The sequence below is a fragment of the Streptococcus sp. NSSLK0004 genome, from assembly GCF_059039125.1.
In genome coordinates, this window is the sequence record NZ_CM180142.1 from 685,626 (window position 1) to 711,013 (window position 25,388).

General features: G+C 39.7%; 23 protein-coding genes. All 23 read left to right on the plus strand.

Annotated elements, in window-relative coordinates:
* The first annotated feature begins 108 nt into the window (after positions 1 to 108).
* The 23 genes from AC4CS8_RS03630 (at position 109) to rfbD (ending at position 25,371) form a co-directional block, all read left to right on the plus strand.
* Positions 109 to 2,172 (plus strand): BglG family transcription antiterminator, encoded by a 2,064-nt coding sequence (locus tag AC4CS8_RS03630; protein ID WP_493893587.1) that lies wholly within the window; start codon positions 109 to 111, stop codon positions 2,170 to 2,172.
* Positions 2,173 to 2,175: 3 nt separating this feature from the next.
* Complete coding sequence (locus tag AC4CS8_RS03635; protein ID WP_493893588.1) at positions 2,176 to 2,634, plus strand: PTS sugar transporter subunit IIA; 459 nt, start codon at positions 2,176 to 2,178, stop codon at positions 2,632 to 2,634.
* Between the two features lie 30 nt (positions 2,635 to 2,664).
* Positions 2,665 to 2,943, plus strand: a complete 279-nt coding sequence (gatB, locus tag AC4CS8_RS03640; protein WP_493893589.1) for a PTS galactitol transporter subunit IIB — start codon at positions 2,665 to 2,667, stop codon at positions 2,941 to 2,943.
* A 45-nt stretch (positions 2,944 to 2,988) separates the two neighbouring features.
* A complete protein-coding gene (locus AC4CS8_RS03645) occupies positions 2,989 to 4,332 on the plus strand; it encodes a PTS galactitol transporter subunit IIC (RefSeq protein WP_493893590.1) in 1,344 nt (447 codons plus the stop codon).
* Positions 4,333 to 4,352: 20 nt separating this feature from the next.
* Entirely contained in the window at positions 4,353 to 5,390 is a 1,038-nt protein-coding gene (locus AC4CS8_RS03650) for a galactitol-1-phosphate 5-dehydrogenase (RefSeq protein WP_493893591.1), read from the plus strand.
* Positions 5,387 to 6,319: a tagatose 1,6-diphosphate aldolase gene (locus AC4CS8_RS03655; protein ID WP_493893592.1), complete on the plus strand. Its 933-nt coding sequence runs from the start codon at positions 5,387 to 5,389 to the stop codon at positions 6,317 to 6,319. The genes AC4CS8_RS03650 and AC4CS8_RS03655 overlap by 4 nt, the downstream gene beginning before the upstream one ends.
* 52 nt (positions 6,320 to 6,371) lie before the next feature.
* The gene (gene pfkB, locus AC4CS8_RS03660) at positions 6,372 to 7,304 is read left to right on the plus strand and encodes a 1-phosphofructokinase (protein WP_493893593.1); all 933 of its coding nucleotides are present in this window, start codon (positions 6,372 to 6,374) and stop codon (positions 7,302 to 7,304) included.
* A 328-nt stretch (positions 7,305 to 7,632) separates the two neighbouring features.
* Positions 7,633 to 9,555, plus strand: a complete 1,923-nt coding sequence (locus tag AC4CS8_RS03665) for a fructose-1,6-bisphosphatase (RefSeq protein ID WP_493893594.1) — start codon at positions 7,633 to 7,635, stop codon at positions 9,553 to 9,555.
* Between the two features lie 154 nt (positions 9,556 to 9,709).
* Complete coding sequence (gene cls / locus AC4CS8_RS03670; protein ID WP_493893595.1) at positions 9,710 to 11,257, plus strand: cardiolipin synthase; 1,548 nt, start codon at positions 9,710 to 9,712, stop codon at positions 11,255 to 11,257.
* 160 nt (positions 11,258 to 11,417) lie between these two features.
* Positions 11,418 to 13,631: a single-stranded-DNA-specific exonuclease RecJ gene (gene recJ / locus AC4CS8_RS03675; protein ID WP_493893596.1), complete on the plus strand. Its 2,214-nt coding sequence runs from the start codon at positions 11,418 to 11,420 to the stop codon at positions 13,629 to 13,631.
* Positions 13,632 to 13,823: 192 nt separating this feature from the next.
* Positions 13,824 to 14,336 (plus strand): adenine phosphoribosyltransferase, encoded by a 513-nt coding sequence (locus tag AC4CS8_RS03680; RefSeq protein WP_493893597.1) that lies wholly within the window; start codon positions 13,824 to 13,826, stop codon positions 14,334 to 14,336.
* A gap of 106 nt (positions 14,337 to 14,442) precedes the next feature.
* A complete protein-coding gene (gene metA, locus AC4CS8_RS03685; RefSeq protein WP_493893598.1) occupies positions 14,443 to 15,384 on the plus strand; it encodes a homoserine O-acetyltransferase MetA in 942 nt (313 codons plus the stop codon).
* 9 nt (positions 15,385 to 15,393) lie between these two features.
* Positions 15,394 to 16,074: a DnaD domain-containing protein gene (locus tag AC4CS8_RS03690; protein ID WP_493893599.1), complete on the plus strand. Its 681-nt coding sequence runs from the start codon at positions 15,394 to 15,396 to the stop codon at positions 16,072 to 16,074.
* Position 16,075: 1 nt separating this feature from the next.
* A complete protein-coding gene (locus tag AC4CS8_RS03695) occupies positions 16,076 to 16,762 on the plus strand; it encodes a tRNA (adenine(22)-N(1))-methyltransferase (RefSeq protein ID WP_493893600.1) in 687 nt (228 codons plus the stop codon).
* Positions 16,749 to 17,543 (plus strand): Nif3-like dinuclear metal center hexameric protein, encoded by a 795-nt coding sequence (locus AC4CS8_RS03700; RefSeq protein ID WP_493893601.1) that lies wholly within the window; start codon positions 16,749 to 16,751, stop codon positions 17,541 to 17,543. Before AC4CS8_RS03695 ends, AC4CS8_RS03700 begins: the two co-directional genes overlap by 14 nt.
* A 105-nt stretch (positions 17,544 to 17,648) precedes the next feature.
* Positions 17,649 to 18,473, plus strand: coding sequence for a ZIP family metal transporter (locus tag AC4CS8_RS03705; RefSeq protein ID WP_493893602.1), 825 nt, complete (start codon positions 17,649 to 17,651; stop codon positions 18,471 to 18,473).
* A 94-nt stretch (positions 18,474 to 18,567) separates the two neighbouring features.
* A complete protein-coding gene (rfbA, locus tag AC4CS8_RS03710) occupies positions 18,568 to 19,437 on the plus strand; it encodes a glucose-1-phosphate thymidylyltransferase RfbA (RefSeq protein WP_493893603.1) in 870 nt (289 codons plus the stop codon).
* Positions 19,437 to 20,030, plus strand: a complete 594-nt coding sequence (locus AC4CS8_RS03715; protein ID WP_002939744.1) for a dTDP-4-dehydrorhamnose 3,5-epimerase family protein — start codon at positions 19,437 to 19,439, stop codon at positions 20,028 to 20,030. The genes rfbA and AC4CS8_RS03715 overlap by 1 nt, the downstream gene beginning before the upstream one ends.
* Positions 20,030 to 20,515, plus strand: a complete 486-nt coding sequence (locus AC4CS8_RS03720; RefSeq protein WP_493893604.1) for a phosphoribosylanthranilate isomerase — start codon at positions 20,030 to 20,032, stop codon at positions 20,513 to 20,515. Before AC4CS8_RS03715 ends, AC4CS8_RS03720 begins: the two co-directional genes overlap by 1 nt.
* A 360-nt stretch (positions 20,516 to 20,875) precedes the next feature.
* Positions 20,876 to 21,922 (plus strand): dTDP-glucose 4,6-dehydratase, encoded by a 1,047-nt coding sequence (gene rfbB / locus AC4CS8_RS03725; protein WP_002937117.1) that lies wholly within the window; start codon positions 20,876 to 20,878, stop codon positions 21,920 to 21,922.
* Positions 21,923 to 21,979: 57 nt separating this feature from the next.
* Positions 21,980 to 23,500 carry a glycosyltransferase family protein gene (locus AC4CS8_RS03730; RefSeq protein ID WP_493893605.1) on the plus strand — a complete coding sequence of 507 codons (1,521 nt, stop codon included), beginning with the start codon at positions 21,980 to 21,982 and terminating at the stop codon, positions 23,498 to 23,500.
* On the plus strand, positions 23,497 to 24,462 hold the full coding sequence (locus tag AC4CS8_RS03735; RefSeq protein WP_493893606.1) for a glycosyltransferase family 2 protein: 966 nt from the start codon (positions 23,497 to 23,499) through the stop codon (positions 24,460 to 24,462). Before AC4CS8_RS03730 ends, AC4CS8_RS03735 begins: the two co-directional genes overlap by 4 nt.
* A 57-nt stretch (positions 24,463 to 24,519) precedes the next feature.
* Positions 24,520 to 25,371: a dTDP-4-dehydrorhamnose reductase gene (gene rfbD / locus AC4CS8_RS03740; protein ID WP_493893607.1), complete on the plus strand. Its 852-nt coding sequence runs from the start codon at positions 24,520 to 24,522 to the stop codon at positions 25,369 to 25,371.
* Positions 25,372 to 25,388 lie beyond the last annotated feature (17 nt).

Sequence of the window (25,388 nt, forward strand, 5' to 3'; positions counted from 1 at the left end):
AGAGGTGAAGAAAAATGTATAATGCAATAAATTTCCATGCATGTGAAAGACTTTGGTATTTTATTGAAAACGATTACGTTGTACAATGGATTTAGAAAGGAGGAAGTGATGAATCAACGAAGTAAAGAAATATTAAACTTACTTATTGAAAGAAAGGAGTCGCGCTTATCTGATTTGGCTGCTCTATACGAAGTATCTGATCGTACCATCCGAAATGATGTCGTGTCTCTAAACGACTACTTAGGGAATTTGAATTTTGGACAAATTGAGATAAAGAATAAACATTTGCGATTGCATTTGACTGTGGATAAGAAGCGAATTCTGACAGAAATCAATAAGTTTGATGTATATGAATACAAATTTACAAGTGATGAGCGGAGTTTGATTTGTCTCTTGATGTTAATAAATAACACCTCCTATATGACAATCCAACAGTTGTCAGAAAAATTATTGACAAGTCGTTCTACAGTGGTGAATGACCTTCGGACAACTCGTTCTCTAGCAAAGGAACATGGAATTAAGCTTGTTTCACGAGCAAATAAAGGATTTAAGGTGGAAGCGGATGAGGTTGCAGTGCGTCGTTTCCTTTATCAAGTAACAGGATTGGAACATTTTTCAATTCTAGAAACAGTTGCCTTTGAGGAGGGATATGAAGAAAAAATCCAACTTGATATGATTGAGCTTGCTTTAAAGAAATGTCGAACAAAGCTTGCACTAGCAGAAAAGAATATGGCTCGATTACAAAGATATTTGACAATATCAGCCTTTCGAAATTATCATGGTCAGAAATTAGAAAAGGAGGGAGGGACCCTTACAAGAACTTATCAATATTTAGCAGATTCTCTCATTTCGTATCTCTTTCTTGATGAGGTAGATATTATTTTTATTGAAAAAGAGTTGGAACAGGATGTTTCGAGAGGTCAGTTGAGCTCCAAAATAAACAAAGAATCAATTCGTATTCAAGTGGTAGCTATGCGCTTTATTGAAAAAATATCCCAAGAATTACAGATTGACTTTAAGGAAGATTACATTTTTTATGATAATTTTGCAGCTCATTTATTGCGTATGTTGCGGCGAGAGGACCATGCGTCACACAGTCCGTTATTTATGGAAGATATTGTCAAAAGCAATTTAAAAATTAAAGATGCGATTCTTCATCACCTTGGGATCATTGAAGAGAGTATTGGCCGAAAAGCTAGATTGATTGAAATTGATTATATTATCATTCATGTCTATGCAGCGATGGAGCGAAAAAAGCGAAAAGGGAGCAGTCTTAAGGTAGCTTTGGTAACGCAAGAAAAAGCAACGGAGATTTTCTTAATAGAAAGTAAACTCAACAATAATTTTTCCTTTAATTTGGATATATACTCAGTAGCAGATACAATTCAAGGGTATTATGACTTGGTACTAACTACAACGTACTTACCAAATCAAGAGTATCTTCATATTTCGCCAGTTGTTACGGATGAGGATTACATCTTAATTGCCAATGAAATTGATCGGATTATCAAAGAGAAAGAATTCTCTGATATTAGTCTACAAAAAGATACAGCTCTGAAAATAATTGAGCTAATATCGGAAAAAATTGATCAAGAAGAGTTGACCCAAAAAGAATTAAAAGCATCTGTTCGGACCTTGCTTCTTTCATTTGTAGAAGATTCTGAAGAAATTGTAGAGCAGCGTTTAGCAGATTTTCTACCTGAAACTCATATTCAGCTCGATGTGGAGGTGGCTGACTGGAAGGAAGCAATCTATCGTGCGGGACAAAATTTAGTAGTTGAAGGAAGTTGCGATATAACTTACTTGGATACCATAGTTAAAAACATCCAAGAAAATGGTCCCTATATGGTCATATCGGAAGGATTTGCTTATCCACATGCTCAGATTGGTGATTATAATCGTAAGACTGCGATGAACTTGATACGATTGAAACATCCAGTTTACTTTGATGATGAAGTACAGGATGATGTCACAGACATTGGCACTTTACCTGTTCGTTACATTTGTCTTTTGTCAGCTGTTGATTCAAGGACCCATACCAAGGCGTTCTTCAATCTTTCAAATCTATTGAAAAATCCGAGATTTAAAGAAAAATTAGATGCCTGCCAAACATCCATGGAAGTCCATGCCCTCATTGAAGAATATGAAATATTACTAGATATAAGGAGATAAAGTATGTTCAGTGAAGATTTAGTCTTTTTGGACCAAGATTTGGCCACGAGTAAGGACGTCTTGTCATTCAGCTTTGAGCAATTGCGCAATATGAATTATGTTAAGGAGGAATACTTCTCCTCTATTCTAGCAAGAGAAGCAGAGTTCCCAACTGGACTCAAGACACATGTTGGAATCCATATCGCCATGCCACATACAGAAGCTGAGTATGCTAAAAAAGAAGGAATTGTTTTTATCCGAACATCACAGCCAGTGATTTTCCAACATATGGTGGATCCAGATGAGGCAGTTGAAACACGACTAATATTTAATATTGTGGTTAAGGATCCTGCTAATCAGGTTGCCTTTCTGACCAAACTAATGAGGTTGTTCCAGAACGAAGAACTCTTGAACTTCCTTAATGAGTCAGAGGACAAGAAAGTCATTGTTCAAACAATTCAAGAATTTATTGACAACAATTAAAAATAAAATTTAAGAAAAGGAGTTTTTGTCATGAAGAAAGTTATTGTAGCTTGTGGAGGTGCTGTTGCAACATCTACTGTTGCAGCAAATCGTATTAAAGATCTCTGTGCCAATAATGGTATTGATTTAAATTTAGTACAATGTCGTGTTAATGAAATTGAATCTCATTTGACAGAGGCTGATTTAATCTGTACAACTATGCGTGTGAAAAAGACCTATGGGGACATTCCAGTTTTGACTGTAATGGGCTTTATTTCCGGTATTAATGAAGAAAAATTGGAGGCTGATATTCTTAATATTTTAAAGTAAAACGTATACCTAAAACATAACTGTTTTATTTAAAAGGAGGAAATTATGGAATTCTTACAATATATTATTGATCTTGGTGCAGCTGTAATGTTGCCGTTGGTTATTTTCGTCATCGCTTTACTATTTGGAGTAAAGATTGGGAAAGCCTTTTATTCAGCGATTTCTATCGGGATTGGTTTTGTTGGTATTGGAATTATTGTTGATTTTATGAATGCTCAAATTGGGCCTGCAGCTCAAGCTATGGCAGAAAATTTCGGACTAAATTTGACTGTTATTGACTTGGGTTGGCCTGGTATGTCTCCTATTACTTGGGCTTCAAGTATAGCTTTGGTAGCTATTCCAATTGCTGTCGTTGTTAATATTATTATGCTAGTCTTGAAAATGACACGCGTTGTCAACGTGGATATTTGGAATGTGTGGCATATGACCTTTACAGGAGCGATCGCTTATGTTGCGACAGGAAATTACTGGATTGGAATTTTGGGTGTGGTTGTTCATGCAATCATTGCTTACAAGTTTGGCGATTGGTTCCGTTATGACACTGAAGAATATTTTGGACTTGAAGGAATCGCAGTTCCTCATGGAACTTCGGCATATATGGCTCCGATTGCAGTCATTGTTGATACTATTATTGAAAAAATACCAGGTCTCAACAAAATCAACCTTGATCATGAGAAAATTGAAAAACGTTTGGGTGTTTTTGGACAACCAGTTGTTGTTGCCCTCTTCTTAGGTTTTATCATTGGTATCTTGGCAGGATATGATGCACAAGGTGTATTGCAACTTGCTATTAAAGTCGCTGCTGTTATTTCTCTCTTGCCAAAAGTGATTAAACCTGTCATGGAAGGACTACTTCCTATTTCAGAAGTTGTCAAAGCGAAATTGCAAGAGCGTTTCAAAGGAGCAGACTTCCTTATTGGTCTTGATCCAGCTATTCTCTTGGGAGATCCAGTTGTTGTATCTGCGGGCTTGATTTTTATTCCTCTAACTATCGTCATTGCTCTTATCGTTCCTGGAAATGAAGTGATGCCGTTTGGTGACTTGGCTACCATTGGTTTCTTCATTGCTATGGCTGTAGCAGTGCACAAAGGGAATCTATTCCGCACACTAATTTCTGGTTCTGTGATTATGTTTATGACAATTTGGATTGCTAACCAATCCATCGGATTAACTACAAAACTAGCAGAAACAACTGGCACCCTGTCTGATTCAACAGCACGTGTTGCTGCTCTTGATCAAGGCGGTTCACCAGTAACCTATATCTTTACCCAAATCTTTAATATGACAAATGTAGCAGGTTTCGCAGTTATTGGTATTATCTACGTGATTGGACTTTATCTAACATGGACTCGCTATCGTCGTCTCAAAAAAGAATGGGATGTCGAATAGACCCGTAGAAAGGAAGCCCCATGAGAGCACTCGTATTAGTTGAAAACAATCATGTCGAAGTTCAAGAGTTGGACAAACCTATTCCTCTAAAAGATGGAGATGTTCTTGTCAAAGTCGCCTACACAGGAATATGTGGTTCAGACTATGTACGTTTCTTTGAAGGTCAGGCAAAAAAATACCCACTGATTTTGACCCACGAATTTTCGGGTGTAGTTGAAGAGAGTCTGTCTGATGACTATAAGCCAGGAGATAAGGTGGCTATTATACCGCTTAAGCCTGATTTTGAGGACGAGCAAAGTTTGAAGGGCAACTATTCTCTTAGCAAAAATTACAGTTTCATTGGTTCTCGTGAAGATGGTGGCTTGAGAGAGTATGCTGTTATTCCTCAGGAAAATTTAGTTCATATCCCATCGGATATCGACTTGCGGACAGCAGCCTTTATAGAGCCATTGACAGTTAATTTACATGGTTTTAAAGTAGCCGAATTAAAAAAATTAGAAGTAAAAAAGGTTGCCTTGATTGGTATGGGAACAATTGGGTTACTTGCATTACAAGTACTGGTCAATTATGGCTACGACGTTACAGCCTTTGATATCAGCTCAGACAAGCTAAATCTTTCGAAAAAATTAGGTGCTAAAGCTATTGTTAATACCTTAAATGTAGATGAATTGGAAGCAGTTTATGACCAATTCGACTTTGTAGTAGAGACTTCGGGAGCAAATCAGAGTTATTACATTGTCAATAAACTGGCTGCGAAAAAAGGTCATATTCTCTATATTGGTACACCACATAAGGATTTGAATATTGATTTTCAAACCTTTGAGCTCATCAATCGGAAGGAATTGACTGCACGAGGGTCATGGATGAATTATTCAGCACCTTGGCCGGGTGAAGAATGGGCAGAAGCGGTGGAACTTTTTCAAAAAGGTGCCATCCAAATTGCTCCCCTCATTGCTGCCGACGTGACCTTGGATACCTTTGAAACTATTTTTGATGATTACCGTAATCGGAAAATTGATGGAAAAATCTTCATTACGGTAACAGGAGACGAAGCATGACAGATTTAAGTAAATTAACGACCAAGACTGGCATTATCAGTGCTTTAGCTATTGACCAGCGTGGAGCCCTGCGTAGAATGCTTGGAGAAGATGCTAGACAAGAAGAATTAGAACAATTCAAGGTGCTAGTTTCTGAGCAATTAACACCATATGCTAGCTCCATCCTATTAGATCCGGAGTTCGGGTTACCAGCAGCTGGAAAAAAAGATGCCAATTGTGGACTGATGCTTGCCTATGAAAAGACTGGATATGATTCTAGCACCCCCGGACGTTTTCCAGATTTGATTGACAATGAGTCTGTGAAACGATTAAAAGAGCAAGGAGCAGATGCTGTCAAACTCTTAGTGTATGTTGACGTTGATGAAGCTGATTCGATTAATGACGTCAAAAAAGCTTTTGTTGAACGTGTGGGGAGTGAATGTAAAGCAGAAGGCTTGCCTCTTTTCTTGGAGTTGGTCAGTTATGACGCAGAAATAACGGATAAGGAAGCGTATGCCAAAGTAAAACCTCATAAGGTAATTCAAGCTATGCGGGACTACTCTGATCCTCGGTATAATGTTGCGGTACTTAAAGTAGAGGTGCCTGTCGATATGGACTATGTTGAAGGATTCGGAAGTGAGAATTCGTTCTATACGCAAGAGGAGGCTGCAGCTTACTATAAGGAGCAAGCCACTGCAACAAATCTTCCCTATATTTACCTCAGTGCCGGAGTAAGTGCGGCTATGTTCCGTGATACTCTTCGGTTTGCGAAAGAAAGTGGGTCAACATTTAATGGAGTCCTTTGTGGACGAGCAACGTGGGCTGGAGGAACTAAAGTTTATAAGGAATCGGGAGTAGATGCTACTATTGAATGGTTCCAAAATAAAGGTAAGGAAAACATTGTGGAACTAGCCACTCTTGTAGAAGAATTAGCTACCCCAATCGTATAAAAGAGTTGGCCTCTGCCAGATTGGCGGAGGTCTTTCTTGAAGGAGGAAAAATATGATTACAACCGTTACCTTAAATGCCTCGATTGATAAGGCGTATGTACTAGATGGAGAATTTGTTCCTGGTACAGTCATGCGGGTCAAAGAGACACGTAATACAGCTGGCGGAAAAGGTCTTAATGTTGCTAGAGTTGCAAAAATTTGCGGAAGCGAGGTCACGGCAACTGGTTTTGTAGGAGGTTTTAATGGCGATTACTTAGAATTTCTTTTGAAAAAATCTAATATCCAAGCAGCATTTACTCACATCAAAGGAGAAACACGCTCCTGCATCAATGTATTGGAGGGGCGTTACAAATCTACAGAGTTTCTAGAACCTGGTTGTCAGGTAGAAGAAGCTGAAGTGACTGATTTTATCTACCAATTTTGCAGTTTGTTGACAAAGACAGATATTGTCACTTTATCCGGTAGTCTGCCTAAAGGAGTTCCAGTTTCTGTCTATGCAACCTTGATTGATCTTGCAAAATCAGCTGGCAAAAAAGTTTTGCTAGACTCTAGTGGTGTTTCTTTTCAAGAGGGATTAAATGCCTTACCTACTTTAGTTAAGCCCAATCAAGATGAGATTGAGGATTTCTTCAATGTAAAAATTCAGTCACGTGCGGACACAGTTCAATATGCCAAAAAAATTGCAGATAAGGGAATTGAGTATGTTGTAGTATCTCTAGGTAGCGATGGGGCAATTATGGTACACCAAGATAAAGTTTATCAGGGCATTCCGCCGAAAATTACTCCTATCAATACGGTCGGATGCGGAGATTCTATGGTAGCTGCTTTTGCGGTTGGTTTAGAGAAAAACTTTAGTCCTGTAGAATGTCTAACCTACGCAATTGCTGTTGGTACAGCCAATGCCCTATCTCCATTTACAGGGGATATTGATCCAACTGTATTAGCAACTCTTCAGCCACAGGTGAAAGTTCAAATTCTAAGCTAATGAAATTCAATGTTAATTGCAGAGAAATATCGATAGTCTTTGAAATACTAGTTTTTCTTTTACATAAGTACTTTGTAAAAAGTGCTAACTGTTTGGAGCAAGGATAGTGAATATCAAAATCTATGTGTTTAGCTTGTAAAGGAGTTTTAGATGGGGTATTTGAGTAAAATATTTCTATTCAGGGATATTCAATTGATGAAGGAAGTTATTTATAATTCTGGTTTGATAATCCAATAAAGGCGAAATGACTTGTGAGAAGTTTTGTTACTAAGTACTACATAAATATCTAACGCATTTTCCTATTCATGTTTGTAAAAAAGAGGTTGTCATGGAAGCTTATTATCATCTTTTGAAGAAAAATTTTGTAAGTAAAGATGCAATTTTGACTGAGCTTATCAATTTAGAAGCTATTACTCACTTGCCTAAAGGAACAGAATATTTTGTTAGCGACTTGCATGGTGAATTTGCTGCTTTTGATTACATATTGAGAAATGCATCCGGTGCTGTCAAAGAAAAAATAGAGCAGTGTTTCATAAATGACCAACTATCTAGAGAAGCTATTGATGACCTTTGCCTCTATATCTACTATCCGGAAGAAAAGATTGCTAGGCTAGCTAGCCAATTACAAAAGACTGATTTCGATAACCAACTGATGCAGATTATTCCACGGTTAGTGAAAGTTGTTCAATTTGTAGGTAGTAAGTATACAAGATCCAAGGTGAGAAAGGCGATGCCCAAGGAATTTTCCTATATCATCGAGGAGCTCCTATCCGAAATTGACCAGCAAAAAAATAAAATAGAATATTTCCGTACAATTTTGTCAACAGTATCTTCTTTGGGACAATTGGATAATTTGGTGATTGCACTGGCTTATTTGATACAAAACTTAGTTATTGACCATTTACATGTGGTGGGGGATATTTACGATCGAGGTTCTTATTCAGATACTATCATAGATCGTCTCATGACGTTACGTTCAGTTGATATTCAGTGGGGAAATCACGATATTACTTGGATGGGGGCTATGGCTGGCTCTCCACTTTGTATGGTCAATATCATTCGAATTGCAGCCCGTTACAATAATTTAGAAATGATTGAAGATCGATATGGGATTAATCTCAGACCCTTGATAGATTATAGTCAGAAATACTATCAGCCATGTCTAGCTTTTACCCCCATTATTGACCAGGGGAAGATTAGTTCTAGTCAAGAATCTTTGCTCAATCAACTCCAACAAGCTTGCGCTATTCTGCAGTTTAAATTGGAAGATCAATTGATTGAACGACGTTCAGAGTTTGCTCTGCACCATCGCCAGCTACTTCGGAAAATTAATTTTGATAAAAAAGAAATTGAGATTGCTGGGCAAGTCTATCCACTGACAAATTTTAATGCTTGTTGCATTGATGTGGAGCAACCCTCGACCTTGTCAGAAGAGGAGAAGAGCATTCTTGAACACCTTTTGTATCGTTTCCAAAATTCGGCCCGTCTCCAGCAACACGTGGACTTTCTTCTCGAAAAAGGGTCGATGTATAAAGTCTACAATCAACAGTTGCTCTTTCATGGATGCATTCCTCTACACGAAAATGGAGATTTTAAATCTTTGCGACTAGGTGGTGTCAACTATAGCGGAAAAGCACTGCTGGACTATTATGAGAATGCTATTCGATCAGCATTTAAGTCACCTGATGTTAGCGATGATTTGGATACAGACTTTTTTTGGTACCTTTGGATAGGTGAATCTTCATCGCTATTTGGTAAGGATGCTATGACTACTTTTGAGCGCTATTACATTGAAGACACCAACAGGCATAAGGAGATGAAAAATCCTTATTTTAACTTGCGTAATGACGTAGAAGTTTGCTGTCAGATTTTAGAAGAATTCGGTTTAGACTCTCAAAGTCATATTATTAATGGTCATACACCTGTCAAGGAAAAGCGTGGAGAAAGTCCTATCAAGGCAGATGGTAAGATGCTTGTTATTGACGGGGGATTGGCTAAAGGTTATCAGAAACAGACTGGTATAGCAGGTTATACCCTCGTTTTTAACAGTTACGGTTTGCAAATAGTTGCTCATCAACCTTTTACCAATGTGGAAGATGTGCTAGATGGAGGGTGTGAAATTATTTCGACTCAGCGTTTGGTAGAAGAAGCCAATCATCGAATACTGGTAAAAGATACCACTGTTGGCCAACAGATTCAGACAGAGATAAGGTCACTCCGACATCTCTATAACCATTTTGAAGAATATTAGTTTGTAAAAGTATATCTGATAAGAATTCCTATCAGCATAAGCCAGTAAGTATCAAAATCCATCTCTTTATAACAGTAGCTAGTCCCTCCATGGTCTAGCTTTTTCTTGTGAAAATTTGTATAATAGAACAAATCTGATAAATAAGGAGTTTTTTATGGGGAAGTTATGGAGGCTGATTTATAGCCGGACGTTTATTGTTCTGGTTTTGATTGGGATTACGATTCTTTCGATTTTGTGGTTGGTGACTTCGGCTGCGGTGCAAATCCCAGCAATTTGGTCTGTCTTGCAGCTTTTCTCAATCCTAGTTGCGATTTCGATTCTCAATCGTCCCATGAATGCTAGTTTTAAGCTGACTTGGATTTTGTTTGTCGTCGGTATTCCGATTTTTGGTGCTCTTTTTTACTTTATCCTCCAATCCAACATTGAAACACGACGGTATCGTCGGACATTTAAGAAACAAGCTGCAATTATGCGAGAATATGGGCATACGTCTGAGAAAGTTATGAAAGGCTTGGCACGGGAAGATAAGGAGCAACTTAAGCTAGCTCACTATATGAGTGAGTATGTTGGCTATCCATTGCACACCAATACAGATGCAGTTTATTTTCCATCAGGGGAAGCAAAGTTTGAGGCGCTCTTGGAAGAGTTGAAAAAGGCAGAGCAGTATATTTTTATGGAGTACTTCATTGTCGATTTTGGCTATATGTGGGAGTCTATTCTAACGATTCTGAAGGAAAAAGCAGAGCAGGGAGTGGAAGTGCGTTTTATGTACGACGGGATGAATTCCCTCAGCTTGCTTCCCTATAACTACTACAAAACCTTGCGTTCTTATGGTATAAAAGCTAAAGTCTTTTCACAGATTATCCCAGCCCTATCAACTGTTCAGAACAACCGTGATCACCGTAAGATTACTGTTATTGACGGAAAGGTTGCCTTCACAGGTGGTGTCAATATTGCGGATGAGTACATCAACCAAAAAGAACGGTTTGGTTACTGGAAAGATGCAGCGATTATGGTCAAAGGTGAGGCTGTTGCTAATTTTACCAACATGTTCCTTCAAATGTGGAATTTTGATGAGAAGAGGGAAAATGATGACCTCAAATACCTTCGAGCTCACAAAGATGCAGAATCAGAAACGGTTGGAGGTGAAGGTTATTTTCTTGCTTATGGAGAAAGTCCTTTTGACAACGATGAAGTCGCCAAACGCGTTTATCTGGATATGATTCAGTCTGCGACGGACTATATCTATATTATGACGCCGTATCTGGTGTTAGATGATGAAATGATTGACAACCTGACTTATGCTGCTAGGCGTGGTGTTCAGGTCAAATTGCTTTTACCACATATCTATGATAAGCAGTCGGCCTATCTCGCTGCTAGGACGGATTTCCGGACCTACTTAGAAGCAGGGATTGAAATTTATGAATTTACACCTGGTTTTGTCCACTCCAAAGTTGTCTTGGTAGATGACAAAAAGGCAACAGTTGGTACAGTCAATATGGACTTCCGTTCCTTTTATCTCAACTTCGAATGTGGGCTTTACGTCTATAATCACAAGCAGGTACTGGCAGACATTCACAAGGACTTTGAAGATTCCTTTGTCCAGTCCGAACGTGTGACTCTAGTTGGTTTTGAAAATACATACCCATGGTACAAGCGACTGGCAGGTGCTGTGATGCAGATTATTGCACCACTTTTGTAAGGAGCATTATTATAAAGAGAATCGACAGGTAGCCTGTCGTTTTTTTGCAGGAAAAATGATATAATGAAAGTCTATGAATAGAGCCATTCAGTCGCTGAAATACGGTTAAATATGCCATGAAGAAATAAGAGAAAGCTGATGGGCTATAAAGGAGAAAGCAGTGATTACACCCACTTATAACTGGGAGATTTTACCTAGTTTTTCTGATACAGAGTTTTTAAAATTGGCTAAGAAAGAGGGGTTAGATCCTCTGGCAGCCAAGCTTCTCTATGAACGTGGAATTCAGTCTAAGGAAGCATTGACAAGCTTTTTACAACCGAGCTTAGAAGATTTGCACGATCCCTATCTTTTACATGATATGGATAAGGCAGTGGAGCGGATTCGTCGTGCGATTGAGGATTATGAGCAGATTTTGATTTACGGTGATTATGATGCGGACGGGATGACCTCGGCTTCTATTCTCAAAGAAACCTTGGAGGAAATGGGAGCTGAAGTGCAAGTCTACCTACCCAATCGTTTTACAGATGGTTATGGTCCCAATCGATCGGTTTACAAGTATTTCATTGAGCAGCAAGGGATTTCCTTGATTGTTACCGTGGACAATGGTGTGGCAGGGCATGAGGCGATTGCCTATGCAAAAGAAATGGGAGTTGATGTGGTTGTGACAGACCACCATTCCCTTCAGGAAACCTTGCCGGATGCTTATGCCATTGTGCATCCAGAGCATCCAGAGGGAGATTATCCTTTCAAGCACCTAGCAGGTTGTGGAGTGGCCTTTAAGCTGGCTTGTGCTTTATTAGAAACAGTGCATGCAGACTTGTTAGATCTGGTTGCCATTGGAACCATTGCGGACATGGTCAGTTTGACCGATGAAAATAGGGTTATGGTCAAATATGGCCTATCTCTTCTCAAACAGACAGAACGGGTAGGTTTGCAGGAGTTGATGCAGATTGCTGGCATCGATGTAGCCGGTCTTGATGAAGAAACAATCGGTTTTCAAATTGCTCCACGATTGAATGCCTTGGGTCGCTTGGATGATCCAAATCCCGCGGTTGACTTGTTAACAGGATTTGATGAAGAGGAAGCACATGAAATCGCCCTTATGATTGATGCTAAAAATACGGAACGTAAAGAAATTGTGCAAGATATTTATGAGCAGGCTAAGGCTATGATTGACATGGACCAACCTGTTCAAGTTTTGGCAAAAGAGGGGTGGAATCCAGGTGTATTGGGGATTGTTGCTGGTCGTTTGTTAGAAGAATTGCAGCAACCTATCGTCGTCTTATCTATTGAAGACGGTCGTGCAAAAGGCTCGGCTCGTTCGGTAGAAGCGGTCGATATTTTTCAAGCCCTCAAAAATCATCAAGATCTCTTTATCGCTTTTGGGGGACATGCAGGAGCTGCTGGAATGACCTTGGAAGTAGGCAGGTTGGGTGACTTGGCTAAAACCTTATCTGATTATGTTCGAGATAACAATCTTGAAGAGGTTAGCAAGTCCAATTTGGTCTTGGATGAAGAACTAGACTTGGAAGAATTGACCTTAGATACACTCAAGTCGTTTGACAAACTAGCGCCCTACGGTATGGATAACAAAAAACCGATTTTCTATGTCAAAGATGTGCAGGTTGAATCCGCTCGGACCATGGGGCAAGACAACGCCCACCTCAAACTCCGTTTGGTGAAGGGGCAGGTAGCTTTTGACTTGGTTGCCTTTGGTCAAGGACGCCAGGCCTTAGAATTTTCACAGGCAAAAAATTTAGAGTTAGCGGTAACGCTATCTGTCAACCAGTGGAATGGACATACCAGTCTTCAACTCATGCTAGTTGATGCCCGTGTAGAAGGGGTTCAACTCTATAATATCCGCGGGAAGCAACATGCTCTTCCAGAGGGAGTACCTGTTTTGGATATGACAGATTTATCTAAACTAGCTGGTGCTCAGTCGCTTGTTTTAGCTCAGTTGCCTGAAAACCTGTCGGACCTCAAGCCAATTTTTCAAGAGCATGATTTTCAAGCTATTTACTTCAAAAATGAGATTGTCACTCCTTACTACCTTGATGGGTATGGCAGTCGAGAACAGTTTGCAAAACTATACAAGACCATCTACCAATTCAAGGAATTTGATGTCCGCTATAAATTAGCTGAATTGGCTACCTATTTGAAAATCAAGCAACCTCTCTTGGTTAAGATGATTCAGATTTTTCAAGAACTTGGCTTTGTGACCATTACAGACGGCGTCATGACGGTCAATACTGACGCAGGAAAACGAGAGATTGCGGATAGCCAGATTTACCAAGACTTGAAGAAACAGGTCATCGAGCAGGAACGCATGGCACTCGGAACAGTGCAGGAAATCTATGATTGGTTGAGAGAGTAGAAGAAAGTAGTTATAGAAGAATAGAAATTGGTATTATTTTAACCAGCCTATTTCGGTCCGATGTATTGCTGGGAACAGCGACGGATAGCCAATATGTTTTAAACTGATTATTGAGAAGTGAGAACAGAATCTTTCACTAGTCAGAAATTATGATATAATGAAGAAGATAAAATTTTTATAAAGGAATAGAAAATGAACTTAAAAGAGTATATTGCAACCATTCCAAATTATCCAAAAGAGGGTATTGAATTTCGTGACATTAGTCCGTTGATGGCAGATGGAAATGCTTATAGTTATGCTATTCGTGAAATCGTACAATATGCAACTGATAAGCAGATTGATATGATTGTTGGACCAGAAGCGCGTGGTTTCATCGTCGGCTGTCCAGTAGCCTTTGAATTAGGAATTGGCTTTGCACCTGTTCGTAAGCCAGGCAAATTACCACGCGAAGTCATCTCGGCTGATTATGAAAAAGAGTATGGCATTGATACTCTGACCATGCACGCTGATGCGATTAAGCCTGGTCAACGTGTGTTGATTGTTGATGACTTGTTGGCGACTGGTGGTACCGTTAAGGCAACCATCGAAATGATTGAGAAACTAGGTGGTATTGTTGCTGGTTGTGCATTCTTAATTGAGTTGGACGAACTCAAAGGACGCGAAGCAATTGGAGATTACGATTATAAAGTCTTGATGCATTATTAGATCAACATCAAGTCATAGACTAAAACTATAACCTACCCTAGTTTTCTTCTAATTGAAAAGCAGGCTTTCCTCACTTATAATATAATGAAGAAGAGGAGGAACTCCTATGCCAATTAAGATAGATAAATCACTTCCGGCTGTTGAGATATTGAAAACGGAAAATATATTCGTTATGGATCATATTCGAGCGAGTCATCAGGACATTCGCCCTATCCGGATTCTCATATTGAATCTCATGCCACAAAAAATCGTAACAGAAACCCAACTACTCCGTTTGCTTGCGAATACTCCCTTGCAGTTGGAAGTGGAGTTCCTTCATATGGTAAGCCATGCTTCTAAAAACACGCATGCCGAACACCTAGATCAATTCTATAAGACATTCGAAGAAGTCAAGCATGATTATTTCGATGGTTTAATTGTTACCGGCGCTCCTGTTGAAAATTTACCATTTGAAGAAGTGGACTACTGGCAGGAACTGGTTGAAGTATTAGAATGGTCTAAGACCCATATTTGTTCGACTTTGCATATTTGTTGGGGAGCTCAGGCGGGGTTGTATGCGCGTTATGGTATTCCAAAGGAACGACTTGCTAGTAAGCTGTCAGGTGTATACGAACAAGAGCTGCTTAAACCAGATTCCCCATTAATGCGAGGATTTGATGATAGTTTTTTAGCGCCACATTCACGTTATACAGAAGTGAAAGAAGAGCTGGTCGCATGTCTGGAGCAATTAGAAATCTTAGCTGCTGGAAAAGATGTTGGTCTATCGATTTTAGCTAGTAAAGATTTGCGTGAAGTTTATAGCTTTGGACATTTGGAATATGATAGGGACACATTAGCTAAAGAATACGAACGAGATTGTTTGGCTGGGAAAAAACCTCAGGTTCCAGAGCATTACTTTACAAATGACGACCCCGCAAGTCGTCCCAAGCTATCTTGGAACTTACCTGCTGCTCAGTTTTTTACCAACTGGGTCAATTACGCTGTCTATCAAGAAACACCGTACGATTGGAGTGTTATAGGGGACTCAGCCTTATCAGCTAGTTTATAGAGAGGAATTATGTCATACGCAAAGGAATTCGGTCAAGGACAGCTTGTCCTACCACCAGCTTTACTTTTTCATTTTAAGGACCTTTTTCCGTCCGCAGATGATTTTTTAATCTGGCAGTTTTTCTATTATCAAAACACTAGTAACTTAGATGGTTTAGCACCGAGTCAAATCGCCCAAGCGACTGGTAAAGCTCTAGCAACAGTTAATCGCTCTATTGAACAACTGCAGGAGGCAGGGCTTTTGGAGTATAAGACCATTAACCTGGCTGGTGAGATTGAAATGCTCTTTGATGCTAGTCCAGCTTTTGAAAAGTTGGATCGTTTTCTTGAATCTTCTAGGGAAATGGCGGAGCAATCGAGAGATATTTCTTATGATTTGAAGGATTTGGTGGCTGATTTTGAACGGGAATTAGGACGATTTCTTTCGCCTTTTGAAATCGAGGACTTGCAAAAGACTATCGAAGAGGATCGTGTGTCTCTAGACCTTGTTCGGACTGCCTTACGAGAAGCAGTTTTTAACAACAAGACCAATTGGCGTTATATTCAGGCTATTTTGCGCAACTGGCGTCGAGAAGGGATTACAACTGTAGCTCAGGTAGAGGCAAAAAATGCCGAACGAGAAAATCCACTACCGCAAAACTTATCCGCATCAGCTGATTTCCTTGATGCGATGAATCTTTGGAAAGACTAATATGGAAACCAAATTATCACAACGTTTAGAAACAGTAGCTTCGTTTGTTCCACAAGGAGCACGCTTAGTAGATGTAGGGAGTGACCATGCTTATCTCCCTCTTTTTTTGGTAGAAAAGGACTGGATAAACTTTGCCATAGCAGGAGAAGTAGTGCAAGGCCCCTATCAGTCTGCTTTACAAAATGTAGCGCAAGCAGGTCAAACGGATAAAATTTCCGTTCGTCTCGCAAATGGTTTGGCTGCAGTCGAACTATCTGACCAAGTAACAGCCGTGACGATTGCAGGTATGGGTGGTCGCTTGATTGCTGAAATTTTGGAAGCTGGTAAAGATAAATTACAGACCGTAGAACGCTTGATTTTACAGCCCAATAATCGCGAAGATGATGTTCGTCGCTGGTTGGTCGCCCATGATTTTCAGTTGGTTGCTGAAAAAATCTTAGAAGAAAATGATAAGATTTATGAAATTCTGGTAGCGGAAAAAGGAAAGGCAGACTTGACAGCAGACCAGTTGCGGTTTGGTCCCTATTTACTGGAAGAGCAGTCTGCAACCTTCCAGAAGAAGTGGCTCAGGGAGTTGGATAAACTAACTTATGCCTTGGAACAAGTGCCACTCGAACGCCAAGCTGACCGCTCTGCTATTTCCAAAAAAATCCAACAAATACAGGAGGTGCTTCATGTTAGCAAGTAAAATCATCGAGCGTTACCAAGCCTTTTGCCCGCCAAGTTTGGCGATGGAAGGTGATGTGACGAGTCTTCAAATCGGTACACTCAATAAGGATATCCGTCGGGTCATGGTGACTTTGGATATCCGTGAGACGACGGTGGCTGAAGCTATTGACAAGAAGGTGGATTTGATTGTCGTCAAGCATGCTCCGATTTTTCGACCGCTCAAGGACTTGGTAGCTGACAACCCTCATACAAAGATGTATCTAGATTTGGTCAAGCATGACATTGCCGTTTATGTCAGCCATACGGATATTGATGTGGTGGACGGTGGCCTTAACGACTGGTTCTGTGAACTTCTAGGCATTCAAGATACCGCTTATCTGATTGAAACCAGCGAGGGACAGGGGCTTGGTCGTGTGGGGACAATAGCAGAGCAGACTTTGGAGGAATTGGCTTTAAAAGTTAAGTCGGTCTTTGGTCTGGACGCTGTCCGTCTGGTAACTTACGGGCATCAAGCCAAGCAATATGTCAGTCGTGTTGCCATCTGTGGTGGTAGTGGGGGTTCTTATTATCATGAGGCTCTTGCCAAGGGAGCAGATGTCTATATCACAGGCGATATTTACTATCATACTGGCCAGGATATGCTGACCCAGGGCTTGCTGGCTATTGATCCAGGCCACCATATCGAAGCCTTGTTTATCAAGAAAATTGCAGATTTGCTGGAAACATGGAAGGCAGAAGAAGGCTGGGATGTGGAAATTCTCGCTTCAACTGTTTCGACTAATCCATTCAGACATATATAAAAGTCACAAGGAATTGTGGCTTTTTTACTTTGTTTTCTTGATTTTTTTGGTAAATTAGGCTATCCTAATTCGTATAATGCGCTAGATTAAATGAAGGAGTAAGAAATGACTTGGTTTACACAACAGTCTGTTATCATGCAGGCTTTGTTAGCTGGTTTGTTTACGTGGTTTTGTACCGTGGTCGGTTCAGCGATTGTTTTTTTCTTTCGAAAGATTAGTCGTCGTTTACTAGACACCATGTTGGGGTTTGCGGCAGGAGTTATGATTGCGGCTTCTTTTTGGTCCTTGCTAGCTCCGTCTATTGAGTATGCAGAGGTAACTTACGGCAGTTTGTCTTGGATTCCAGCAGCAGTTGGTTTTTTAGCAGGAGGATTCTTTTTACGCTTGGTTGATGCCCTGATTCCTCATTTGCATCTAGGAAATGAACGAGAAAATGCAGAAGGTGGTGGTGAAAAGGACAGGAAAAACCTGTCTAAGACAGCTCTGTTATTTTTAGCTATAACCATTCATAACATTCCCGAAGGCTTGGCGGTCGGTGTCACCTTTGGAGCGTTGGCAACTAATTATTCTCCAGCAGCTTTTGTTGGTGCTATTGGTTTAGCACTTGGAATTGGTTTACAGAATATTCCGGAGGGGGCAGCCCTGTCTATTCCAATTCGGACAGATGGAAAATCTCGTAAAGAAGCATTTTTCTGGGGCTCCATGTCGGCTATTGTTGAGCCGATTGCTGCTTTGATTGGTGCCGTTGCGGTCACCATGATGACTCCAATATTACCTTATGCCTTATCTTTTGCAGCAGGTGCTATGATTTTTGTAGTAGTAGAAGAACTAATCCCAGAGTCTCAGACAAATGGGAATACAGACATTGCAACCTTGGGCTTGATGGCAGGATTTGTCATTATGATGATTTTAGATGTGGCACTTGGTTAAAATGAAGAAGTCTGCTTGGTCAGACTTTTTCTTATATCATGAATTTGAAAAGTATGGTATAATAGACTGAATATATTTTAGGGAAGGTACTTACATGAAAGGTATTATTCTAGCCGGTGGGTCTGGAACTCGCCTTTATCCACTTACTCGTGCGGCATCAAAGCAGTTGATGCCAATCTATGATAAACCAATGATTTACTATCCTCTTTCAACCTTGATGTTGGCTGGTATCAAAGAGATTTTAATTATCTCTACTCCTCAAGATTTGCCACGCTTTAAGGATATGTTGGGAGATGGTTCTGAGCTTGGGATTTCCCTTTCTTACGCAGAACAACCAAGTCCAGATGGCTTGGCTCAAGCCTTTATCATCGGTGAAGAGTTTATCGGTGACGATAATGTGGCCTTGATTTTGGGTGATAACATCTACCATGGAAATGGTTTGACCAAGATGTTGCAACGTGCAGCCAACAAAGAAAAAGGTGCGACAGTTTTTGGTTATCAAGTAAAAGACCCAGAACGTTTCGGTGTTGTAGAGTTTGATGCAGATATGAATGCCATCTCTATCGAAGAAAAACCAGAAGTACCAAAATCTAATTTTGCTGTTACTGGCTTGTATTTCTATGACAACGATGTGGTTGAAATTGCAAAAAATATCAAACCATCACCTCGTGGCGAATTGGAAATCACAGATGTCAACAAGGCTTACTTAGACCGTGGTGATTTATCTGTTGAACTCATGGGGCGTGGTTTTGCATGGCTAGACACAGGTACGCATGAAAGCCTCTTGGAAGCGGCTCAGTACATCGAAACAGTTCAGCGTTTGCAAAACGTTCAAGTGGCCAACTTGGAAGAAATTGCCTACCGTATGGGCTATATCACAAAAGAACAAGTGCATGAATTGGCACAACCACTTAAGAAAAACGAATACGGACAATATTTGCTCCGTTTGATTGGAGAAGCTTAATGACAGAAAACTTTTTTGGTAAAACATTAGCAGCTCGCCCAGTTGAAGCCATTCCAGGCATGTTAGAATTTGATATTCCTGTTCATGGCGACAACCGTGGTTGGTTTAAAGAAAACTTTCAAAAGGAAAAAATGCTTCCGCTTGGTTTTCCAGAAAGCTTCTTCGCAGAAGGGAAATTGCAGAACAACGTTTCCTTTTCGCGTAAGAATGTTCTACGTGGACTTCACGCAGAGCCTTGGGATAAATACATCTCAGTAGCAGATGGCGGTAAGGTTTTGGGAACATGGGTTGATCTTCGTGAAGGTGAAACCTTCGGTAATACCTATCAGACCGTAATCGATGCAAGCAAGGGTATCTTTGTTCCTCGTGGTGTAGCTAATGGTTTCCAAGTCTTGTCAGATTTTGTGGCTTACAGCTACTTGGTTAATGACTACTGGGCTTTGGAACTCAAACCTAAGTATGCCTTTGTCAACTATGCTGACCCTAGCCTTGACATCAAGTGGGAAAATCTAGAAGAAGCAGAAGTTTCAGAAGCAGATAAAAACCACCCACTCTTGAAAGACGTTAAGCCTTTGAGAAAAGAGGACCTCTAATGTTTTCAGCCTTTTTGGAAATAGCAGAGCAGTTAAATAAGCTAGGAATTACTCCTTTGTTAATGGGCTCAGTTGGTTTGGAAAGGCGGACAGGACGAGATTGGCAAGCAGGCGACCTTGATATTCATGTCCCTAGTGACCCAAGAGGATGGGAAGCACCAGATGATGAGCGGCTTTACCGTGCTGACGAGCTGATTGCCATGATGAATCAACTGGGATACGTTCTGGTTGATCGTCACGAACATGAATTTCAAAAAGATGGTCTGTCTGTTGAGTTTGGAGGACTCCATTCACTTCCAGAATTTGCAGGTGTGGAGTTAGAAGACTTAGAAGAGATAGAAACTCAAGGTGTTCGCTATTATTTGCCAACTCTTGAACAATACTTGAAAATCTATCAAGCTTCTTCAAAGGACTCCTACCGAGCAGAAAATAATAATCAAAAAGACTTTGCCAAGATTGCTTACTTGAAAGAAGTATTGAAGTAGTCTGGTAATTAGAGAAGGCGAGCAAAGCGAGCCGATAGCGATAGTTTCCGCTGTAGTGAAAATAGGAACCTGCATTCATAGTTCAGTACGTTCATCTAAGGCTATTTTTTCAGCTACTCATCGTTAGTTTTTTTCAGAATACAGTCAGTATTCCCTCAAAAAACTGCCTTGATTAGCGAAAAACTATCTCTTATATAAAAGCACTTCACTTGTGAATACAGGTTCCGAGATTACGTTTTACATAATCTTGCAGGGAAATTTTGAAACCTTAGGTTCAAAATTTAGCCATGAAACCGAAGGTTTGCTGGCGTCCCCACTACCTAAGGAAACTACCAAAATAAGAAAAAATCGGAGAAAAAAATGTCTCAATTTAAAAATATTATCGTAACTGGTGGAGCTGGTTTCATCGGTTCAAACTTTGTACATTATGTTTATAACAATCATCCAGATGTTCATGTGACTGTTTTGGATAAATTGACCTATGCAGGTAATAAAGCTAACTTGGAAGCAATCCTTGGTGACCGTGTTGAACTTGTTGTTGGTGATATTGCAGATGCTGAGTTGGTCGACAAATTGGCTGCTAAGGCAGATGCTATTGTTCACTATGCAGCAGAAAGCCACAATGACAATTCCCTCAACGATCCAAGCCCATTCATCCACACTAACTTTATTGGTACCTACACATTGCTTGAAGCAGCTCGTAAATACGACATTCGCTTCCACCATGTATCGACTGATGAAGTGTATGGAGATCTTCCATTGCGTGAAGACCTTCCTGGTCACGGTGAAGGCCCAGGTGAGAAATTCACTGCTGAAACTAACTACAACCCATCATCACCATATTCATCAACCAAGGCTGCATCAGACTTGATTGTAAAAGCATGGGTGCGTTCATTTGGTGTCAAAGCAACAATTTCCAACTGTTCAAACAACTATGGTCCATACCAACACATCGAGAAATTTATCCCACGTCAAATCACTAACATCTTGGCAGGAATCAAGCCGAAATTGTATGGTGAAGGTAAAAACGTTCGTGACTGGATTCACACAAACGATCACTCAACAGGTGTTTGGGCTATCTTGACAAAAGGCCGTATGGGAGAAACTTACCTCATCGGTGCGGATGGCGAGAAAAACAATAAAGAAGTGCTTGAATTGATTCTTGAGAAAATGGGTCAACCAAAAGACGCTTACGACCACGTGACTGACCGTGCAGGACACGATTTACGCTATGCTATTGACGCAAGCAAACTTCGTGACGAGCTTGGATGGACACCGCAATTTACAGACTTCTCTCAAGGTTTGGAAGAAACAATTCAATGGTACACTGACAACCAAGACTGGTGGAAAGCTGAGAAAGAAGCTGTTGAAGCCAATTATGCTAAGACGCAAGAGGTTATTAAATAAGGAGATGATATAAGATTTCATAGAGACAGCTATGGAATCTTATATTTAATTATGAGGATGAAAAATATTTATAAAAAATTGTTTAGTTTTTTTGCGGTCATTATGTTAATTATTTCTGTTCATTGGCTTATAACAGCTATTGTTCAGTTAGCAGGAGCAGCTCCTATCTTACTTTTTTTATTTTCCCTTGCAATTGTTGTTCTGATAAAATGTCCGAAATTTATCAAAAAAATCTACCACCTGCTAGTTGCTTATAAGTTTTGGCTTCTGGTTTTGGTTATCATCTATCAATTAGCTATTTTATTATCTACTAATTTGATGATTCGTTCTGATGCAGCTATGGTCTTTAATGGAGCAATGAAGATTGTAGATGAAGAGACAATTTCACTTTATCTATCACGTTATCCCAATAATTTATTGCTGTTTCTCTATGAACGTTTTTTCTACAATTTGTTGGGAATTAATGCTATTTGGGTGATGCAAGCTTTGAATATTTTTTATGTTGTACTATCAGCTTATATGTTACACCATGTTACCAAAAAATATTTCAATGAAACGGTTGCCAATATTACTTATTTTTTCTATTTAGCGTTTTTGGGATTTTCACCACAATTTGTAACCATGTACACGGATGTTATGGTTATTCCTATTTTAATATTTCAATTATATTTCATTTTTGAGACTTTCTATCAACGACATTCAACTTTGTTACCGGTCACTCTCAATGCTCTTATGCTAGCTATTTTTACAGCCGTAGGTGTTTTGATTCGACCAACTCTAATAATATTGCCAATTGCTGTCTTTATCGTGCAATTATTATCGCTAAATATAAAGAAATATCTGGCCATTTTTTCTGTCTTTCTACTTGGATTTGGAATATCGTATGTTGCTTTGAAAACAGTTCGTGATTCGCAACAAGAAGTAGTACTCAATGAGGAGTATAGCATAACTGCACTTGCTTATATAGATTTAGGCTTGACTTATATAGGTACGGATCAAATTGATTTTCAAGCTGGATTGTCCACCTTTGTAACAGATGAGACGCGAGTAGATGAGCATTACGATGGGCGTTTTTCAAATGAAGTCGTGATGAAAGATATAAAGCGTCGTTTATCAGAATATACGCCAACTATGTTCGTGGCTCATTTGGTTCAGAAACAGGTAGGTTTAGTTCGTGATGGGACACTTGGTTGGAATTATAAAGATGCTAGTAAAGAAGGCGCCTCATTCATCAATCCTCTCTATGAAAAGACTAAGGATAGTCAATTAGCTACCTTGATTCGTAATTATCTCATTTACACGGATGTAGAAGGAGATCCCTACAAGTATTATCGTTATGGGATTCAATTTGTCTTTGTCTTTTTAGTATTAGGCGTTACTATACACTTTGTAAGATTTGATGAAGATAGAAAATCGCAAACTTTGGCGCTTTCTATTTTTGGTGGATTTCTTTTTCTTATGATTTTTGAAGGTGGAAAGAGTCGTTACCTCATCCAGTTTTTACCACAAATTTTGATGCTGTCTGGTTTAGGATACAATAAAACATACTCTTGGTGGAAAGGAGTGAGGCAAAAATGACAGTAAGCGTTCCAACATTATATATTGTCATCCCTTGTTATAATGAAGAGGCTGTTTTGCCTGAGACTAATCCTCTTTTTCTTCAAAAATTGACACAGTTGATAAAGGATGACTTAGTATCACAGAATAGCCGTATACTCTATGTTAACGACGGTAGCAAGGATAAGACTTGGGAGTTGATAGAAAACTATGCTTCTCAAAGTCACTATGTCATGGGTCTTTCTCAGTCTCGTAACCGTGGACATCAGAGTACAGTTTTAGCGGGGATGATGGAAGCGAAAGAATTAGCAGATATTGTTATCACTATTGATTGTGATGGTCAAGATGATATCAACTGTATGGATGAGATGATTCGCGCTTATCAGCAGGGGGCAGAAGTGGTTTACGGAGTTCGTAAAAAGCGGACAACAGATACTTTTTTTAAGCGATTTACGGCGGAAGGTTTTTACCATTTGATGGAAAAATTGGGAGTTGAAATTATCTTCAATCATGCAGATTATCGTTTGATGTCTAAAAAAGCTCTAAATGCCATCTCTGAATTTACAGAGGTCAATCTTTTTTTGAGGGGCTTAGTTCCCTTAGTTGGTTTTAACTATGCAGTAGTGGAGTATGAACGTTTTGAACGTATTGCAGGAGAAAGTCATTATCCGCTCAGTAAAATGCTGGGCCTTGCTTTTGATGGGATTACTAGTCTGAGCATTAAACCGATTAGACTTATCACAAGTTTGGGAGTGATAACTTCAATTATTTCTTTTGCATTTATTTTATGGAGCATCGTTAGAAATTTTACCGGAAATACCGTTTCGGGTTGGGCTAGTACGGTGACGATTGTTGCTTTTATTGGAGGAATTCAGCTAATTTCTATTGGAATTATCGGAGAATATATTGGAAAAATCTATTTAGAAACCAAACGACGTCCACGTTATATTATTGACAAACGGACGAATGAAAGACAGCTATAAAAAACTTATCAGTTTTTAGATATACTAAATGGGATTAATACATAAAAGGAGTTAAATATGATTTTAATTACAGGTGCAAATGGTCAGTTGGGTACAGAGTTACGCTATCTTTTGGATGAGCGTGGTGTTGAGTATGTAGCAGCTGACGTGGCAGAAATGGATATTACAGATGAGGCCAAAGTTGATGCTTTCTTTGCAGAAGTTAAGCCGACAGTTGTTTACCACTGTGCAGCTTATACTGCGGTTGATATGGCTGAAGACGAAGGGAAAGAGCTCAACTACAAGATCAACGTAACAGGCTCTGAGAATGTAGCTAAGGCAGCATCTAAATACGATGCAACTCTTGTTTATATTTCAACAGACTATGTCTTTAATGGTGATTTGCCAGTCGGTCAAGAGTGGCAAGTTGATGACCAGCCAGACCCACAATCTGAATATGGTCGCACCAAACGTCTGGGTGAAGAAGCGGTTGAGAAATTTGCAGACAAGTTCTATACTGTTCGTACAGCTTGGGTCTTTGGTAACTATGGTAAAAACTTTGTCTTTACCATGCAAAATCTTGCAGAAACACGTGATACCTTGACAGTTGTTAATGACCAACACGGTCGTCCAACTTGGACACGTACCCTTGCAGAATTTATGGTACATTTGGTAGAAACCAATCAAGAATTTGGTTACTACCATTTGTCAAATGATGCAACAGAAGACACCACTTGGTTTGATTTTGCGACGGAAATTCTCAAGGATACCAATACAAAGGTCTTGCCAGTAGATTCTAGCCAATTCCCAGCCAAAGCTAAACGTCCATTCAACTCGACTATGAGTTTGGATAAGGCAAAGGCAACAGGCTTTGTTATCCCAACATGGCAAGAAGCTTTGGAATCATTTTATAAACAAGAAAAGAAATAAGATGAACGGGCAATGGC